The sequence below is a fragment of the Janthinobacterium sp. PSRC1-1 genome, from assembly GCF_049897525.1.
Taxonomy (GTDB): Bacteria; Pseudomonadota; Gammaproteobacteria; order Burkholderiales; family Burkholderiaceae_D; genus Janthinobacterium; species Janthinobacterium tructae.
This window is the reverse complement of the sequence record NZ_JAFCWK010000025.1, coordinates 1-17,111: the sequence shown is the minus strand read 5'-3', so window position 1 is coordinate 17,111 and position 17,111 is coordinate 1. Positions and strand designations below refer to the sequence as shown.

13 protein-coding genes and 1 rRNA gene are annotated in these 17,111 nt (G+C 60.6%); 11 read left to right on the top strand and 3 right to left on the bottom strand.

What is annotated here, in order from left to right:
* Positions 1-111: ribosomal RNA gene (rrf, locus tag ACP7DW_RS28435) — 5S ribosomal RNA — on the top strand; the annotation flags it as partial.
* A gap of 267 nt (positions 112-378) precedes the next feature.
* Here rrf and ACP7DW_RS28430 read toward each other — a convergent pair.
* Positions 379-591: a hypothetical protein gene (locus ACP7DW_RS28430; RefSeq protein ID WP_426085249.1), complete on the bottom strand. Its 213-nt coding sequence runs from the start codon at positions 589-591 to the stop codon at positions 379-381.
* 201 nt (positions 592-792) lie between these two features.
* On the opposite strand from ACP7DW_RS28430, the gene ACP7DW_RS28425 reads away from it, so the two are divergent.
* The 3 genes from ACP7DW_RS28425 to ACP7DW_RS28415 all read left to right on the top strand — a co-directional run bounded on the left by ACP7DW_RS28425 (position 793) and on the right by ACP7DW_RS28415 (position 2,508).
* The gene (locus tag ACP7DW_RS28425) at positions 793-1,032 is read left to right on the top strand and encodes an RNA 3'-terminal phosphate cyclase (protein ID WP_426057735.1); all 240 of its coding nucleotides are present in this window, start codon (positions 793-795) and stop codon (positions 1,030-1,032) included.
* A gap of 131 nt (positions 1,033-1,163) precedes the next feature.
* Positions 1,164-1,649: a cytochrome c-550 PedF gene (pedF, locus tag ACP7DW_RS28420; RefSeq protein ID WP_099760762.1), complete on the top strand. Its 486-nt coding sequence runs from the start codon at positions 1,164-1,166 to the stop codon at positions 1,647-1,649.
* A gap of 25 nt (positions 1,650-1,674) precedes the next feature.
* Entirely contained in the window at positions 1,675-2,508 is an 834-nt protein-coding gene (locus ACP7DW_RS28415; protein WP_426057734.1) for a substrate-binding periplasmic protein, read from the top strand.
* Between the two features lie 165 nt (positions 2,509-2,673).
* Here the strand turns inward: ACP7DW_RS28415 and ACP7DW_RS28410 are convergent, their stop codons facing one another.
* Positions 2,674-4,812, bottom strand: a complete 2,139-nt coding sequence (locus tag ACP7DW_RS28410) for a TonB-dependent receptor family protein (protein WP_426057733.1) — start codon at positions 4,810-4,812, stop codon at positions 2,674-2,676.
* A 204-nt stretch (positions 4,813-5,016) separates the two neighbouring features.
* Here ACP7DW_RS28410 and ACP7DW_RS28405 point away from each other — a divergent pair, with 204 nt between their 5' ends.
* The 7 genes from ACP7DW_RS28405 to ACP7DW_RS28375 all read left to right on the top strand — a co-directional run bounded on the left by ACP7DW_RS28405 (position 5,017) and on the right by ACP7DW_RS28375 (position 14,677).
* Positions 5,017-5,973, top strand: coding sequence for a beta-propeller fold lactonase family protein (locus tag ACP7DW_RS28405; RefSeq protein ID WP_426057732.1), 957 nt, complete (start codon positions 5,017-5,019; stop codon positions 5,971-5,973).
* Positions 5,974-6,309: 336 nt separating this feature from the next.
* On the top strand, positions 6,310-7,830 hold the full coding sequence (gene adh / locus ACP7DW_RS28400) for an aldehyde dehydrogenase (protein WP_099760759.1): 1,521 nt from the start codon (positions 6,310-6,312) through the stop codon (positions 7,828-7,830).
* 54 nt (positions 7,831-7,884) lie between these two features.
* Positions 7,885-8,274, top strand: coding sequence for a DUF779 domain-containing protein (locus tag ACP7DW_RS28395; RefSeq protein WP_034756816.1), 390 nt, complete (start codon positions 7,885-7,887; stop codon positions 8,272-8,274).
* Positions 8,275-8,323: 49 nt separating this feature from the next.
* Positions 8,324-10,069, top strand: coding sequence for a PQQ-dependent methanol/ethanol family dehydrogenase (locus tag ACP7DW_RS28390; RefSeq protein ID WP_426057737.1), 1,746 nt, complete (start codon positions 8,324-8,326; stop codon positions 10,067-10,069).
* 287 nt (positions 10,070-10,356) lie between these two features.
* Positions 10,357-11,517 (top strand): porin, encoded by a 1,161-nt coding sequence (locus tag ACP7DW_RS28385; RefSeq protein ID WP_426057731.1) that lies wholly within the window; start codon positions 10,357-10,359, stop codon positions 11,515-11,517.
* A gap of 57 nt (positions 11,518-11,574) precedes the next feature.
* Positions 11,575-13,677 carry a 4Fe-4S binding protein gene (locus tag ACP7DW_RS28380; RefSeq protein WP_426057730.1) on the top strand — a complete coding sequence of 701 codons (2,103 nt, stop codon included), beginning with the start codon at positions 11,575-11,577 and terminating at the stop codon, positions 13,675-13,677.
* Positions 13,667-14,677: an FAD:protein FMN transferase gene (locus ACP7DW_RS28375; protein WP_426057729.1), complete on the top strand. Its 1,011-nt coding sequence runs from the start codon at positions 13,667-13,669 to the stop codon at positions 14,675-14,677. The genes ACP7DW_RS28380 and ACP7DW_RS28375 overlap by 11 nt, the downstream gene beginning before the upstream one ends.
* Position 14,678: 1 nt before the next feature.
* Here ACP7DW_RS28375 and ACP7DW_RS28370 read toward each other — a convergent pair whose 3' ends face one another.
* Positions 14,679-16,667, bottom strand: coding sequence for a sigma-54-dependent Fis family transcriptional regulator (locus tag ACP7DW_RS28370; RefSeq protein WP_426057728.1), 1,989 nt, complete (start codon positions 16,665-16,667; stop codon positions 14,679-14,681).
* Positions 16,668-17,111: the final 444 nt, after the last annotated feature.

The window sequence follows — 17,111 nt, the reverse complement described above, 5'->3', positions numbered from 1 at the left end:
TGATGACCATAGCAAGTTGGTCCCACCCCTTCCCATCCCGAACAGGACCGTGAAACAACTTTGCGCCGATGATAGTGCTGCAACCAGTGTGAAAGTAGGTTATCGTCAGGCTTGTTATTTGGTGAAACAGCCCCCGGCTGTTTCTCCTTGAGAAAAACCCGTCAAGCAATTGGCGGGTTTTTTTTCGTCTGGTGGTTTGTCGATGCCGCGGGTGCCGTCGGCTTACGCGCTGCGCGCTAAGCCGACCTACGCCGACCTACGGTCAGATCCTCAATAGCGCTAACGCAAAGGTCATCGCCAACGTGCGAGGCGGGGGGGATGCGCCCCATTGGGGCACATCCCGATCACGAAGTGACTGACCCCGGCTGTTGCTGGGTTTTATCGACTCACGTCTTCCCAGCTCACGCCAAACTTCGTCAGGTATTTTTTCAACCTGTCGGCGTCATTCGGCTTGGCTTTCGCCGCACGCGAGACGGCATACAGCGTGCGGCCAGCATCGGACAGGCTGTTCGATTGCCGGCACACCTGGATCACAGCCTGCAACTGCAGCGCATCGAACAGGTCGAGTTGCGAAGCCGCCTGCTCACCCATGATCCCTGTCAGGTCCACTTCCGCACTATCGCTGCGCCCACCATGATGTCGCCACATCCGCTGCAGGCGCTTGATCTCTTCGTCGACGACACTATCCGTGATGCGCCCCGCCTCCGATAGCGTGGCCAGGCGCGTAACAGCGGCAGACAGGGCGCGGAAATTGCCTTTCCATGCCGAGGTGGGTAGGGTGGCGAAGCAACGGTGGCCAAGCGCCTGCTGAACGAGGTGCGCGCCTATCTCAAGACGGACGCGGCCGTCGGCGAGCACCTGGCCGACCAGCTCTTGCTGCCGATGGCGCTGGCCGGTGGCGGTAGCTTCAGTTGCAGCAAGGTGACGCAACATGCGCTGACGAATGCCGAGGTGATTGCCCGATTTTTTCCCGTGCGTATCACTTTCGAGCAGCAGGAGCGGGGCAGCATCTGCACGGTGGCCGCCGCCTGACCCTCGTGGTGACACAACTACCTGTTGCAGCTGTTCCAAATTGATACATGGGCGGTTGGATGTGGGGCATGTACGCATGGCATGGCATTTGCTCTTCTTGGATATTCACTAAAAAAACCAAGGAGACCAGCATGACCTATTCCATCCGTACCCTGCTCGGCGTGGCAGCCGCCGGCGCCGTCGCCCTCACTTCCCTGCTGACCTTGCCGCAGGCCTATGCGCACGGCAATGTCACGCCGCAAGGCGTCGACACCACGGGTTTGCCCAAGGTGGGCGACAAGTGGCTCGAACAAAACCCGTATCGTGGCAACAAGCTGGCCTTGACGGTCGGCACGTCGGCCTACAACCAGAATTGCGCGCGTTGCCACGGCATCGAAGCCATCTCGGGCGGCATCGCGCCGGACTTGCGCCAGCTCGACCGCGATTGCTTCGGCATCAAAAATGAGACAAAGAAACAGGCCTGCTACAAGGAAACGGACAATTATTTCCTGACGACTATCCGCCACGGTAAAGTACGCAATGGCGCCGTGTACATGCCGCCGTTCGAAGGCGTTTTCAACCAGGAAGCCATGTGGGCCATCAAGACCTACCTGGAAACCCGCCGCGAGTCTAATTAGGTCGAATTGATCACGAAGGAGTCCCATGCGTTCATTCCAACTCCCTGGCGCGCGCGCGATGCTTTCGCTCGCCTGCCTGGCACTGTGCGCAGCCGCGCCAGCGCGCGCCGACTGGCAGAAAGTGCAGCAGTCGGGCAGCCTGAAAGTGGCGGTGTACAACGAGTTTGCGCCGTTTTCCGACAAGGGCACGGGCATCGATATCGATATTGCCGAAGCGCTGGCCAAAAAGCTGGGGCTGAAACTGAACTTGCTGCCCTTTCCCGCCGGTGAAAACCTGAACGACGATTTGCGCAATATGGTGTGGAAGGGCCATTACCTCGGCTATGGTCCCGCCGACGTGATGCTGCACGTGCCGGTCGACAAGAGGTTGATGGCCGATAACGACAAGGTCGAAATCTTTGCGCCGTATTACGTGGAAACCGTGCGCCTGGCGCGCAGCGCGCAAGCCGTGCCGCAATTCGATGGCGTCGCTTCGCTGGCCGGCAAGCGTATCGGCGTGGAAAAGGTATCGATCGCCGCCATGCTGATGCTGGGCGAAGACAATGGCAAGTACCGCGACGACGTGCGTATCTTCGACACGGCGGCCGAAGCCTTGCAGCAATTGCAGGCGGGCAAGCTCGACGCCGTGCTGGCGAATCGTTCGGAAATCGAGTCGGTGCTGAAAAGCGATCCCGCTTTCCCCATGAGCGAAGTGGCGTTCGCCCGCCTGCCGCGTGCGGGCTGGGCCGTGGGCCTGGCCGTCAGCCGCCAGCAGCTCGACGTGGGCAAGTTGCTGCAGGCAGCCATGAACGAAATGGTGGCCAGCGGCGAATTGAAAGCCATTTTTGAGAAATATGGGGTGAAGGAAGCACGGCCGTAACAGGCCATGCTAGTAAGGTAAGAAGCCCGCGCATCGGAAGAGGCGCGGGCTTTATTTTTCATGAGAACGCCTGAAAAATGTTCAGGGCAAGGCGCATTGCCGCAGGCAGTACGAATAGTACGACCAGGCAATGCAACGCCGCCATGGACTTTTTCTCAGGTGTTCTTAAAAGGAGTATTGGGCGCTCACACCCAACAACCAATTACGTCCCGGCGCCGCTTCATAGTAGCGCTTGTTGCTGTCGCCGACGATGACGGAGCCCACGTAGGTCTTGTCGAAAAGATTGTTCAGGCGGGCAAACTCCTTGAAGCGCCAGTTCCCTACGTTTTGCTTGGCGTTGAACCTCGCATTGAACACCGTGTAGCCGGGCGCCGGTTTTTCGCTGTTGCTGTCTTCCGCGTAGACCTGATTGCTGGCCACGCTTTCCAGCGCCGCGCCAAAACGGTCGAACGTGTCTTTCCAGGCCAGTTCCGCAAACAGGTTGGCGCTGGGCACGCCCGGCAAGCGGCTGCCTTCGCGTACGCTGCCAAAGGCCTGGTCATACACGGCGTGCAGGCTGGTCAGCGCCACTTTGGTCGTGAAACCATACGGCAGGTTCGAATCGAGCGATACTTCCATGCCCTGGCGCAAGGTTTTACCCGCATTGCGGTAGCTGGTGCGCCCGCCGCTGGACTTGTCGACCACCAGCTCGTCGTTGGTCTTGATCTGGAACACAGCCGCGTTCACATGCGTGTTGTTATTGATCCTGGCCTTGACGCCCGCTTCCAGGTTGGTGCTGGAGGCCGGCTTCAAGTTGAAGTTGAAGCCGCCGCCCGTGCCCGAGTAAAACAGTTCGTTCAGGGTGGGGGCCTCGAAGCCGCGCGCGGCGCTGGCGTAGACGTTGACGTTCGGCGTCAGTTTGTACAGCAGGCCCAGCACCGGCGTCGTGTGGCTGAATTTCAGGCTACCGCTGTCGTTGCCATTACTGAGAAAATGGTCGTTGACCGACACTTTCATCTTGCTGTAGCGCACACCTGCGCTCAGCAGCCATGGGCCGCTTTGCCATTCCGCCTGGAGATACGGATCGAGGCTGGAGACGACGTTCTGCTCGTCGCGGCGCAACTTGCCCTTTACACCAAAGCTATTGCCGATGAAGTTTTCATAGCCGGTGCGGTCATCGCTGGAGCGGCCGTAATCGATGCCGATGGTGGTGCTCAGCTTGCCGCCAGCCAATTGATTTACGTGCAGCCAGTTGGTATCGATGCCATAGAACTGGCGCTGGAAATCGACCACGCCGCCCGAATGGCTGGCGGGCGCCTGGAAGCCTTTGGTGAATGCCTGGTACTGGATGACATCGCGGTTGCCGCCATACACCATCACATGCAGGCGGTCATCGCCAAACGCTTGTTCATAGGTGGCGCCGATTTGCTGGTGGTCGATGCTCTTGCGCGTGTTGTAGCGCTCGGCCAGGGTGCGTTTCGGGTTCTGTGTATCCGTCGTATCGATTTCGCCGGCGCGCGGGTCGCGGGCAAACGTGGGCCAGGTGGCGCCCAGCGGGTCTTGCGTATTGCCCTGGTGCAGGCTGTTGGCGACGATGGTCAGCTTGCTGTCCGCATTGGGCTTGACGGTGATCTTGCCGAACGCCTGTTCGCGCGTGGCGGCGCTGTGATCGCGGAAGCCATCCGTGCGGAAGCGCGAGCCGTCGAGCACGTAGCCGATGCCGCCTGCCTGGCCTTGCGCCGTCAGGTCTATCTTGCTGGTGCCGTAGCTGCCGCCCGTCACGTTCAGTTCGACGGACGGGGGATTCTGTCCATCCCTGGAAAACAGCTGGATCACGCCGCCCGAGTGGTTGCCGTAGATGGCAGAAAACGGTCCGCGCAACACTTCGATGCGCTCGGCCGTATCGAGGTTGAAGGTGGCCGCCTGGCCTTGGCCATCGGGCATGCTGGCGGGAATGCCATCGCTGATCAGTTTGACGCCGCGCACGCCGAAGGCCGAGCGGGCGCCGAAGCCGCGCGACGAGATCTGCAAGTCTTGCGCGTAGTTCTGGCGGTTCTGCACAACCAGGCCCGGCACGGCGGCCAGCGCTTCCGACGCATTGACGCGGATTTGGCCGTCCTGGATGCGGGCGCTGTCGACCACGTCGATCGAGGCCGGCACTTCCTGGCTGGGGTGGGCGATGCGGCTGCCGCTGACGACCACCGTATCCATGAGTTGCCCGTTGGCCGGGTCAGCTGCCTCGGCGGCGAAAACGTGAGGGGCGAGGGTGGCGCTGCCAGCGACAAACAGGCTGGCAATGGTGTTCAAGCGGAAACGATGCTGCATGCGGGTTCTCCAATGTGAATAAAAGCCTGCTTGAGCGCGTGAGCGGCGCAGGTCTGCGTAGGTGTATCAAGCAATATGCCTGCCATGTCTCCATTGGTGGGCTGAAATTATACGCGTGTCCGTGGCACGGCGTTTGCATGCAGCAATGTTCAGAGGCGCCGATGCCGCGCGCTTTTCCCGTATTTTTCCATTGAAAAGGTGATTATGCCCAACTTCTTCTCGCGCTTGCGCCAGGTGTGCTGGCTGCTGCCTGCGCTCGCCAGCAGCGCCCTCCAGGCCGCTCCTTTTGCCTATGTCCCCAATGAAAAATCGGGCACCTTGAGCGTGATCGACACGGCGACCGACCAGGTGGTGCGCCAGATCGCGGCAGGCAAGCGTCCGCGCGGCATCGCCGCCGACCCGACAGGGCGGCAATTGTTTGTCACCGATGCCGCCAGCAGCGCCTTGCTGCTGATCGATAACGCGACCGGCACGCCCGTGCGCGCTGTGGCCCTGGGCAAGTCGCCCGAAGGCGTCAGCGCCTCCCGCGACGGCAGCCTTGTGGCCGTGGCCGTCGAGGAAAACAATAGCGTGGCCTTGCTCGATGGCCAGTCGGGCACCTTGCTCGCCGACATCAAGGTACAGGGACGCAATCCGGAGCATGCCGTGTTCAGCCCGGATGGACGCTGGCTGCTGGTCAGTGCGGAAGAGGCCGAGCAAGTCGATGTCATTGATGTGGCGCAACGCCGCCAGGTCGCGTCCATCGCCGTGGGCCTGCGTCCGCGCGGCATCGGTTTCAGTCCGGACTCGGGCCGCGCCTATGTGGCGTGCGAACTGGTCAACGCCGTGTATGTGATCGACATGGCCGCGCGCAAGGCGATTGCCACTATTCCAGCGGGCAAGAATGCGAATGGCATCGCCGTCCATCCTGGCGGCAAGCAGGTGTATGTCTCGAACGGCACGGACGGCACGGTGATGGTGATCGACACGGCCAGCAACGAGGTGACGGCCACCATTGCCGTCGGCAAGCGCCCGTGGAACATGGCCATCACGCCCGATGGCAACAAGCTGTACGTGGCCAATGGCCGCTCGAACAGCGTTTCCGTGATCGACACGGCCAGCGCGCGCAAGGTGGCCGACATTGCCGTCGGTGAATTGCCGTGGGGCGTGGTGATTCGTTAGCGGTACAGGAACAGGTGTTCCAGTCTGGTACACCTGTTCCATTGTGCAGCGGCGCAGGGGAGATGCCGCAGGGCTGGCCCGGATTGGAACAGGATGCCTTCACCTTGTTCAAAACGCACACAGGCCCGCCCCCGCAGCTCTAGCCCGGGCATGCGCCGAAAAGCGCGCCGGGTTTGACGCCACGCCCTTGTAACAGGGGGAAAAGCGGCTAAGTTTGTAGTGGGATGGTGAGCTGGCACGGCATTTGCGGAAGACTCCGTGTACTCACCCCATCTGTACCAGGACGTTTGATTTTAATTAAGTAATTCCATTCTAATTAACCCGATAGAGGACGACATGAATCTCGCAGACATCAGCAAACTGGGCGTAGCCAATCCCTTCAAACAACGCTATGACAATTACATCGGTGGTCAGTTCGTTGCACCAGTAAAAGGTGAATACTTTCCTAACATCACGCCCATCACGGGCTTGCCGTTTTGCGAAATCGCCCGCTCCACGGCGGAAGACGTCGAGCTGGCGCTGGACGCCGCGCATGCCGCCAAGGATGCCTGGGGCAAGACGTCACCCGCCGAGCGCGCCAATATCCTGAACCGCATCGCCGATCGCATCGAACAAAACCTGAGCCTGATCGCCACGGCGGAAACCATCGACAACGGCAAGCCGATCCGCGAAACGATGAATGCCGACATTCCGCTGGCCATCGACCATTTCCGTTACTTCGCCGGCTGCATCCGTGCGCAGGAAGGCTCCGTCGCGCAAATCGATGCGGAAACCTATGCCTATCACTACCATGAGCCGCTGGGCGTCGTGGGCCAGATCATCCCGTGGAATTTCCCGATTCTGATGGCCGTGTGGAAACTGGCGCCAGCCCTGGCCGCCGGCAATTGCGTCGTCCTCAAACCTGCCGAGCAAACCCCCGCCTCCATCATGGTGTTGATCGAACTGATCGGCGACTTGCTGCCACCGGGTGTGTTGAACATCATCAACGGTTTCGGCCTGGAAGCGGGCAAGCCGCTGGCGTCGAGCAAGCGCATCGCCAAGATCGCCTTTACGGGTGAAACGGGCACGGGCCGCCTGATCATGGGTTACGCGGCGCAAAACCTGATTCCCGTCACCCTGGAGCTGGGCGGCAAGTCGCCGAACATCTTCTTTGAAGATGTGATGGATGCCGATGATGATTATTTCGACAAGTGCCTGGAAGGCTTCACCATGTTTGCGCTGAATCAGGGCGAGGTGTGCACCTGCCCATCGCGCGTGCTGATCCAGGAATCGATCTACGAGAAATTCATCGAACGGGCCTTGAAGCGCGTGGCCGCCATCAAGCAGGGCAACCCGCTCGACTCGTCGACCATGATCGGCGCCCAGGCGTCGCAGGAGCAGCTGGAAAAAATCCTGTCCTACCTCGACATCGGCCGCCAGGAAGGCGCCGAAGTGCTGGCCGGCGGGGAACGCCATACGCAGGCAGGCGACCTGGAGGGCGGCTACTACGTGCGTCCGACCGTGTTCAAGGGCAACAACAAGATGCGCATCTTCCAGGAAGAGATTTTCGGGCCCGTCGTCTCCGTGACCACCTTCAAGGATGAGGCCGAAGCGCTGGCGATTGCCAACGATACCTTGTACGGCCTGGGCGCCGGCTTGTGGACGCGCGACGGTTCGCGCGCCTTCCGCATGGGACGCGCCATCCAGGCGGGCCGCGTGTGGACCAATTGCTACCACCTGTATCCAGCCCACGCCGCGTTTGGCGGCTACAAGCAATCGGGTATCGGCCGCGAAAACCACAAGATGATGCTCGACCACTACCAGCAAACGAAGAACTTGCTGGTGAGCTATAGCCCGAAAGCGCTGGGCTTCTTCTAAACCGGCAACACGCGCCGCACCCTTAGCCGGGGGCGGCGCGCAGAAAGGGATGCCATGAGTGCAGCAATTGCCCGGGTGGTCGCCACCGATGCGGCGCTGGAAATGATGGACAAGTTGCGCCAGCGTCACGGCCCGTTGATGTTTTTCCAGTCGGGCGGTTGCTGCGACGGCAGCGCGCCCATGTGCTATGCGCTGGGCGAGTTCGATGTCAGCGATACCGATATCTATCTCGGCAACTTGAATGGCACACCGTTTTACATGGGACTCGAGCAATTCGAGTACTGGGAGCATACCCAGTTGATTATCGATGTGGTCGATGGCAATGGCGGCATGTTTTCACTCGACAACGGCACGGGCAAGCGCTTCCTGACGCGCTCGCGCCTGTTCACCGATGAAGAGTGCGCGCTGTTGCATGCCCAGCCGCATGAGCACCGCAAGACCTGATACACACATACTAATAAAACAGAGGGAGATGATTGTGCAGAAAAAAATCATGGGGATCGTCGTCGGTTTGGGGTTGGCATCCTTGGCCTCATTGGTCCAGGCGGCCGACGTGGGCAATGTCACCAATGCCATGCTCGACAACACGGCGAAGAATCCAGCCAGCGTGCTGTCGTTCGGCATGGGCACGCAGGGGCAGCGCTATTCGCCGTTGACGCAGATCAATGACAAGACCGTGGCCAAGCTGGTGCCGGCCTGGTCGTTCTCGTTTGGCGGCGAAAAACAGCGGGGCCAGGAATCGCAGCCGCTGATTCATAACGGCAAGATGTTCGTCACGGCATCGTATTCGCGCATCTTTGCCGTCGACCTGAAAACGGGCGCCAAGCTGTGGAAATATGAGCATCGCTTGCCGGACGGCATCATGCCGTGCTGCGACGTGGTCAACCGCGGTGCCGCCCTGTATGGCAACCTGGTGATTTTCGGCACGCTCGACGCCTACCTGGTGGCGCTGGACCAGAACACGGGCAAGATCGTCTGGAAAGAGAAAGTGGACGACTATGCGGCCGGCTACTCGATGACAGCCGCGCCGCTGATCGCCGAAGGCTTGCTGCTGACGGGCGTGTCGGGCGGCGAATTCGGCATCGTGGGGCGGGTCGAAGCGCGCAACCCGATGACGGGCGACCTCGTGTGGAGCCGTCCGACGGTGGAAGGCCATATGGGCCACCGCTACGACAAGGATGGCAAGGCCATCGATAACGGCGTATCTGGCACGGTGAACAAAACCTGGCCGGGCGACCTGTGGAAAACGGGCGGCGCCTCGACCTGGATGGGCGGCACCTACGATCCGCAAACCAAGCTGGCCTATTTCGGCACGGGCAACCCGGCGCCATGGAACAGCCATTTGCGTCCCGGCGACAATCTGTATTCCTCGTCCACCGTGGCGCTGGACGTCAAGACGGGCCAGATCAAATGGGCGTATCAAAACACGCCCAATGATGCCTGGGATTTCGATGGCGCCAACGAGTTCGTCACCTTCGACATGGATGGCAAGCGCTACGGCGGCAAGGCCGACCGCAACGGTTTCTTCTATGTCATCGATGCAAACAACGGCAAGCTGCAGAACGCCTTTCCGTTCGTGAAGAAAATCACCTGGGCCAGCAGCATCGACCTGAAGACGGGCCGGCCGAACTATATCGCCGCCGGCCGCCCTGGCGACCCGACCAAAGGAGAGGAAGGCAAGAAGGGCACGACCGTGTTTGCCGCACCCGCTTTCCTCGGTGCAAAAAACCAGATGCCGATGGCGTACTCGCCGCAAACCAAGCTGTTCTACGTTCCCGCCAACGAATGGGGCATGGACATCTGGAACGAGCCGATCAGCTACAAGAAGGGTGGCGCTTTCCTCGGTGCCGGCTTCACCATCAAGCCCTTGTTTGACGACTACATCGGCGCCATGCGCGCCATCGATCCGAAGACGGGCAAGATCGTGTGGGAAATCAAGAACAATGCGCCGCTGTGGGGCGGCGTGATGAGCACGGCCGGCAATCTGGTGTTCTACGGCACGCCGGAAGGCTTCCTGAAAGCCGTCGACGCGAAGACGGGCAAGGAACTGTGGAAATTCCAGACGGGTTCCGGCGTCGTGGCGCCACCCGTCACCTGGCAGGATGGCGACACGCAATATGTGGCCGTCGTATCCGGCTGGGGTGGCGCGGTGCCGCTGTGGGGCGGCGAAGTGGCCAAGAAGGTCAACTTCCTGGAACAGGGCGGCTCCGTGTGGGTCTTCAAGCTGGCATCGAAGTAACGGGGTGAAACGCCCGGGCCACTCGGACGGGTGTCTCCCTGTCCGCCGGGCGCTTTCTTTTTGCTGACGGCCCAGGCCGTCAGTTTTTTGTTTACCTGTACGCCCGCTACGTATACTTGCGGTCAAAAAATGAACACTATCTGTGGCAATTGATCCGCTGCTGCACACGTTAAATACGCTTTTTCTCTTTCTCCCTCTGAGCCGTACTGGGCACGCTTATTGCCAAAGCTTGAGGTACATCAATCACTGGTGTGCACACTAAAAACAGAGAAGAAAGAGGAGACGCAATGAACACATTGATCAAGCTGGGGAGCCTGGGTGTCATGACAATCGCAGCGATGGGGCAGGCACAGGCCGTTGATCTCAAGGCGGGCGACTGGACCGTGTCGGTGGGCGGCATCGTCAACGCCTATTACACGCAAGTGTCGTGTTCGGGCGATGCGGTGGGCGGGCTGGCGCTGGGTGGCCAGGCGCTCGGTTGCGGCGGCGAAAAGGACCGCACCACGATTGGCAACGGCTTGCTGCCGAATGGCTTGATCACCTCGGCAAGCTCGCGCCTGGGCGAGTACGACGTGAAAGCCTTGATCGGCATCTACAACTCGACGGCCACCGACAGCGCCATCAGCCAGAACAGCGTGGTCGATGTGCGCCAGGCCTTCTTCACGTTCGGCAATGCGGAAATGGGCACCTTCAAGCTGGGCCGCGACTATGGCATCTTCGGCGCGAACGCGATCCTGTCCGACATGACCTTGCTGGGCTCGGGCGCACCCGTGCAAGCGACACAGCGGGGCCGGGTGACCCTGGGCCATATCGGCGCCGGCTACACCTATCTGGGCAACTATGGCCAGATCATGTACAGCTCGCCGAAGTCCGGTGGCGTTGGCGTCGATGTGGCGCTGGTCAGCCCCGTTTCCGATACGCCCATCGTGTCAGGCTCGACTTATTCCTCGAAGTCGAGTCCGCAAGTGCAGGCGCAGCTGACGTATGCGCAGGAAGGTTTGAAAGCCTGGCTGGGCGTGAAGTCGCAAAAATTCACCTCGAAAACGCCCGGTGTCGATGACCTGACCATGCGCGGCGTGGAAGTGGGCGGCTCGTACCAGATGGGCCCGGCCGGCGTATTGGTCAACTTCCAGGGCGGCAAAGGATTGGGGATACTCTCCGATGCGGATCAGGGCGATACCAAGTCGAAGAACTGGCTGCTGCAAGGCACGTATAAAACGACGGACAAGCTGAAGCTGGGCTTGTCCTACGGCATCAGCAAGAACGACGACAACACGGCCGGCACGGGCGGCTTGAAGTCGAACGCCAACCTGACCCTGGGCGCGTATTACTCGCTCAACAGTGCGATCACCCTGGTGGGCGAACTGGGCCAGACGCGCTCGAAAGGCTTTGCGGGCGGCGAAGCGAAGATGAATGGCGTGTCGCTGGGCGGCATTATTTTCTTCTAATTCATCAACGCGGCGTCCTGCGACAGGGCGCCGCACGGAGCACAATGCATGCGGATAATGCGCTTGTTCATCGGATGCTGGCTATTCCTGTTCATTTTGGGACAGGCGTGGGCGGGCGTGCTCACCAAGGCCGAGCTGGCACGGCGTTTTCCTGCTCCCATCGTCGTCGGCGAGAAGGAGACCGACTTGCCCGTCTGGCCCTTGTTCCGGCAAAACGCCACGGCCACCGAACTGGTCGGCTACGTGTTTGAATCGGTGGACCTGGCCCCGATTCCCGGCTTTTCCGGCGTGCCCGTCAATCTGCTGATCGCCATCGATCCGCAAGGCAGTTTTCTCGACGTCGCCGTGCTGTCGCAGCACGAACCCGTGTTTCTCGACGGCCTCGGTGAAGCGCCCCTGTTCCAATTCGTCAAACAGTACCAGGGCCTGTCGCTGAAACAGAATATCGCCATCGATGCCAAGAAGAAACGCGCGCCAGATGCGACCCACGCCGATATCGACGGCGTGTCGAAGGCCACGGCCTCCGTGCGCATCATCAACCAGAGCGTGCTGGCCTCGGCCTTGAAAGTGTCGCGCAAAAAACTCGGTTTTGCGCAAGGCCGTGACCCGGACCAGATCGCCCGCATCCGCATGGACGTGTTCGAGAAACTCAGCGTGGCGCAGATGCTCGAACAGGGCTTGATCCAGCATGTGCGCCTGAGCAACAAGGACGTGGAAACCTTGTTTGCCGGCAGTGCCGGCGCGGGACTCGATGTGGAAGCCACGCGTGAGCCCGATGGCGTGTTCATCGACCTGTACCTGGCCTATGTGTCCGTGCCCAGCGTGGGACGCAACCTGTTGACGGAGCGCAGCTGGAACAAGCTGCGCGGCCGGCTCGACGAGGGCGACCACGCCATCCTCGTCATGTCGCGCGGGCGCTACAGCGTGCTGGGCGACGATTTCGTGCGCGGCACTGTGCCGGACCGGCTATTGCTGAAGCAGGATGGCTTGCCCATCGACATGCGCGACCTGGACCTGGAATTGCGCCTGTCCGATGGGGGATCGTTGCCGACGGAAAATATCGCCGTGTTTCGCATCATCAGCCAGGCGGGACTCGATGCGGCCAGCCCGTTGGCGTTCACGTTGCCGATCACGCGCAGCAAGGGCATCGTGTATCCGGAACGCATCGCCCGCAACGTGGATGTCAGCTACCGCCTGCCTGCTGATTTTTATGTCGCGCCGCAAGGCGACGATGCCACATGGCGTGGCACCTGGAAGAACCGCAGGGCCGAGCTATTGACCTTGCTGGCCGGGCTGGCGCTGCTGGCCGGCGCATTGGCCTGGCAAAAACGCCTGGTGCGTAATGGACGACAATTTGTGGGGTTCCGCAACCTGTTCCTGTTGTTTACCATCGCTTTCATCGGCTACTACGCGCAGGGGCAGTTATCGATCGTCAACATCACAGGCGTCATTCAGGCACTGCTGGCGGGGCGCAGCCTGGGATTTTTCCTGTTCGATCCGATGACGGTGATCCTGTGGGTTTTCGTGCTGCTCAGTCTGTTTGTCTGGGGGCGCGGCACGTTTTGCGGTTGGCTGTGTCCGTTTGGCGCGCTGCAGGAATTCACGGGCAAGCTGGGCCAGTGGTTGCGAATGCCGCAGTGGAAGATCAAGCCGCGCCTGGACGGGCGCTTGAAATGGATCAAGTATGGCTTGCTGGCGGCCATTCTTGGCAGCAGCATGTTTTCCAGCCAGATCACGGACAAGCTGGTGGAGCTGGAGCCGTTCAAGACGGCGATCACTTTGAATTTCGTGCGCGCCTGGCCCTTCGTCGCCTATGCCGTGGGCTTGCTGCTGCTCAGTAGTGTTTCCTATAAATTCTTTTGCCGCTACCTGTGTCCGTTTGGCGCGGCGCTGGCGCTGCTGGGGCGCTTTCGCCTGTTCAACTGGATTCCCCGCCGCAAGCAATGCGGCACGCCTTGCCAGACTTGCCGCCACCGTTGCGAGTATCACGCCATCGCGCCCAGCGGGAAGGTCGATTACGGTGAGTGTTTCCAGTGCATGGATTGCGTGGTGATTTACGCCAGCGATGAAAAATGCGCACCCTTGATGCTGGAAATCAAGCGTGCCCGCACCATTCCCATCGTCCGGGCCACGGCAGAGGAGAGCAGCAATGCAGCGTAGAACCTTTATTTCCGCAGCGATCGGCAGCGTGGCCGGCATGGCGGGTTTGTCCTTGCCTGGCAGCATGGCGCGCGGCACGGCCACGGCGTCCGGCGTGCGGCCGTATCAAGGCGCCGCGCTGGCGTTTGGCACGACGATCGCCGTCACCGTGTTGCACCACGATCAGCACCAGGCCGAACTGGCGATTGAAGACGCCTTGCATGCGGCCAGGAATATCGACCGGCTGATGAGCATTTACAGCCCGGCCAGCCAAGTCTTCCAGCTGAACCGCGATGGCCTCCTGGCCCGGCCGGACGCGCATCTGCTGGCCGTGCTGGCGCAGGCGCAAGCCTTGTCGCAAGCGAGCGATGGGGCGTTTGATATCACCGTGCAACCCTTGTGGCAGCTGTTTCGCGCGGCGGCAGACCAGGCAAGCTTGCCGACGGACACATTGCGTCGTGCCGCGCAGGCGCGGGTTGGCTGGCGGCAACTGGCGTGGGATAGCCGCGAAGTGCGTTTTCTTCAGCCCGGCATGGCGCTGACCTTGAATGGCCTGGCGCAAGGCTACGCGGCGGACATGGCGCTGGCGGCCGTGCAGGCGCGCGGCATACGGCACGCGCTGCTCGACACGGGTGAGTTCATTGCGCGCGGACAGCGCTCCCTGCGCCGTCCGTGGACCTTGGGCATCCAGGACCCGCGCGACAGGGAAATCCTGGCAGCTACCTTGACAGTGGAAGGGCGCAGCGTGGCCACGTCAGGCGATTACGAATGCACGTTCACGCCCGACTTCGTGCATCACCACATCTTCGACCCCGTGAACGGTGATTCGCCGGGTGAACTGGCCAGCGTGACCGTGCTGGCGCCCACGGGCTTGCTGGCCGACGGTTTGTCGACGACCTTCATGGTGACGGGGGCCGCGCGCGCGCATGCGATGGCCGCGCACATGCAGGGCGTTGACCTGATGACCATCGACAAGTCGGGCCAGCGCAAGATGTCGCCCGGCTTTGCCCGGTTACTCTAGGCTATTTCAAATGCGGTACCTTGCGATAGATCGTATTGCGTGACACGCCCAGGGCCCGCGCCGTGGCCGAGACGTTGCCGCCGTGGGCATCGAGCGACTTGAGGATCGCGCTTTGTTCCATTTCTTCCAGGTTGGCGCCGGCGGCGATCATGCGATCCGTGCTGGCGCTGGCGGCAGTCGCTTGCGTCATCTCAATATCGTCGAGGAAATCATCGGGCATGTGGCGCAGACAGATTTCATGCTCGTCGCCTGCCATGACGATGGCCGTGCGCAACAGATTGGTCAACTGGCGGAAATTGCCCGGCCATTTATGCTGGTGGAACATGCGCAAGATGTCCGGCGCCACCGTGTAGCGCGTATCGGGCGCTTCCGTCGCGAGGATTTTTTTCACAACCGTGTCCAGGTCGGTGCGCTCGCGCAGCGGCGGCAGTTTGACCACCAGGCCATTCAGGCGGTAATACAGGTCTTCGCGGAACAGTCCCTTGGCCATGCGCTCGCGCAAGTTGTGATTCGTGGCGCAAATGAGTTCCACATTGACGGTGATCGACTTGCTGCTGCCGAGCGGCGTGACCATGCGTTCCTGCAGCACGCGCAACAGGCGCGCCTGCAAGCCGAAGGGCATGTCGCCGATTTCATCGAGGAACAGGGTGCCGCCATTGGCTTGCAAAATCTTGCCGATGGCCCCCTTCTTGCGCGCGCCCGTAAATGCCCCGTCTTCATAGCCGAACAGTTCAGACTCGATCAGGGTTTCCGGGATCGACGCGCAGTTGACGGCGATAAACGGTCCCATGGCCCGCGGCGAGTCGTTATGGATGGCTTGCGCCAGCAATTCCTTGCCCGTGCCTGTCTCGCCCATGACGAGGATGGGAATATCGCGCCCCAGCACCTTGTTGACTTTTTCGATCACCAGTTCCAGTTGCGGATCGCCCGTGCGCAAGTAGCGCAGGCCGGACAGGCGGCGCGCCGCGTTGGCCGCATGGCTGGCTGGAGCGGGAACCTGGGCCGGCACGGCGTTGATATCGCTATGGTCGGTGCTGGCAGTGAAACCGTGCTGGAAGACGCTATTGGACAAGCGCAACTGCGCGCGACCGTACACGCGCACGCCGCTGTGCATGCACAGGTTCAGCAAACCGGGTGAGGCCGTGCGGTAATGTTCGTACAGGGCAGACACGGGCAAGCCGAACAGTGAGCTGAAGGTATGGGATTGCAGCGCGGCGAATGACAGGCCCAGTTGGAACAAACCGTTTTTATTGGCGGATAAGAACCGCCCGCCCGGCGTGAATGAGGCGATGCCTTCCATTAAAGTGCCGATGAATTCGGGACGCGCGTGGAAGTGCACGGTGATGGCGTCTTCGAAGGTGGCGGAAAACAGCTGATTTTCGATCATCAGCGCCGACATGCGCACCAGGGCCATCGTATGCTTGTGAAAGCTGCGCTGATCGCTCGAGACGTCCAGTACGCCGATGACATTGCCCCGGTGATCGGTGATCGGTGCCGCGGAGCACGTCAGGAAATGATTGGCGGCCAGGTAGTGCTGGTCCGCATGGACCAACGTCGGTACTTTTTCCGTGATGGCCGTGCCGATGGCATTCGTGCCGCGGCTTTGTTCCGACCATGCCACGCCCGGCTGCAGCGCCACGCGGTTGGCTTTCTCCAGGAAGTCATCGTCTCCCAGCGAATGCACGATCACGCCGTTGGCATCCGTCAAGATCACCATATTGTGCGTGTTGACGATTTGCTGGTACAGCGTTTCCATGGCCGGCAGTGCGTGCGTGTGCAGCATGCGGTTTTGCTCGATCAGCAGTGACAGGTCGGATTTGCCGACCGGCGTAAAGTCGGGCGTGGCCGTGGGCGACAGGCCAAAGGCGACGGAGCGCTGATGGGACGTTTCGATGATGACGGGGACGTTGTGCTGTCCTGCCGGCAAAATGTTTGCGTCCACAATGGACGAAAACGGTGCGCTACGGTAAGTAGCTGAAGGTTGATACATGATCTCGTTGCCTCCGTTGGGCCCTGTACTGCGGCGCTCTTTTGAATATCGAGAGTGTTCCATAATGTAGCACCTGTCACAGATGGGAGCAAAGCAAAGCGAACCGGACCATCCCCGGTGTTGCTGCCAGGCCCAGAGTTGCTGCCATCAGTGTGTAGTGCATATGTCTGTATAAGCAAGTGCGGTGCCAGGGCTGTTTCTCGGAGCTGAAAAATAGCCCTTGCAGGGTGCACGGGGCAGGGCTATAATTCGCCCCCTCGCTGAACGATGCATGCAAATGCTGAGTGAAGTAGGAAAAAAAGAAGGTTGACGAAATGCTGAAAAAGCTTCATACTCTTCCTTCTTCGCAGCTGACAAACACAACGCTTTGTCGATAGCGCGAGAGCAGTAACCGAATACAGTTCTTTAACAATTAACAGTCGATAAGTGTGGGCATTTGATGTA

Bases quoted from the DNA above. Each gene is read 5' to 3' on its own strand.
- ACP7DW_RS28375 (WP_426057729.1), top strand. From the start codon at position 13,667: ATGCAGCGTAGAACCTTTATTTCCGCAGCGATCGGCAGCGTGGCCGGC.
- ACP7DW_RS28395 (WP_034756816.1), top strand. From the start codon at position 7,885: ATGAGTGCAGCAATTGCCCGGGTGGTCGCCACCGATGCGGCGCTGGAA.
- ACP7DW_RS28430 (WP_426085249.1), bottom strand. From the start codon at position 591: ATGGGTGAGCAGGCGGCTTCGCAACTCGACCTGTTCGATGCGCTGCAG.
- ACP7DW_RS28380 (WP_426057730.1), top strand. From the start codon at position 11,575: ATGCGCTTGTTCATCGGATGCTGGCTATTCCTGTTCATTTTGGGACAG.
- ACP7DW_RS28405 (WP_426057732.1), top strand. From the start codon at position 5,017: ATGCCCAACTTCTTCTCGCGCTTGCGCCAGGTGTGCTGGCTGCTGCCT.
- ACP7DW_RS28370 (WP_426057728.1), bottom strand. From the start codon at position 16,667: ATGTATCAACCTTCAGCTACTTACCGTAGCGCACCGTTTTCGTCCATT.
- ACP7DW_RS28390 (WP_426057737.1), top strand. From the start codon at position 8,324: ATGGGGATCGTCGTCGGTTTGGGGTTGGCATCCTTGGCCTCATTGGTC.
- ACP7DW_RS28385 (WP_426057731.1), top strand. From the start codon at position 10,357: ATGAACACATTGATCAAGCTGGGGAGCCTGGGTGTCATGACAATCGCA.
- ACP7DW_RS28410 (WP_426057733.1), bottom strand. From the start codon at position 4,812: ATGCAGCATCGTTTCCGCTTGAACACCATTGCCAGCCTGTTTGTCGCT.
- adh (WP_099760759.1), top strand. From the start codon at position 6,310: ATGAATCTCGCAGACATCAGCAAACTGGGCGTAGCCAATCCCTTCAAA.
- pedF (WP_099760762.1), top strand. From the start codon at position 1,164: ATGACCTATTCCATCCGTACCCTGCTCGGCGTGGCAGCCGCCGGCGCC.
- ACP7DW_RS28415 (WP_426057734.1), top strand. From the start codon at position 1,675: ATGCGTTCATTCCAACTCCCTGGCGCGCGCGCGATGCTTTCGCTCGCC.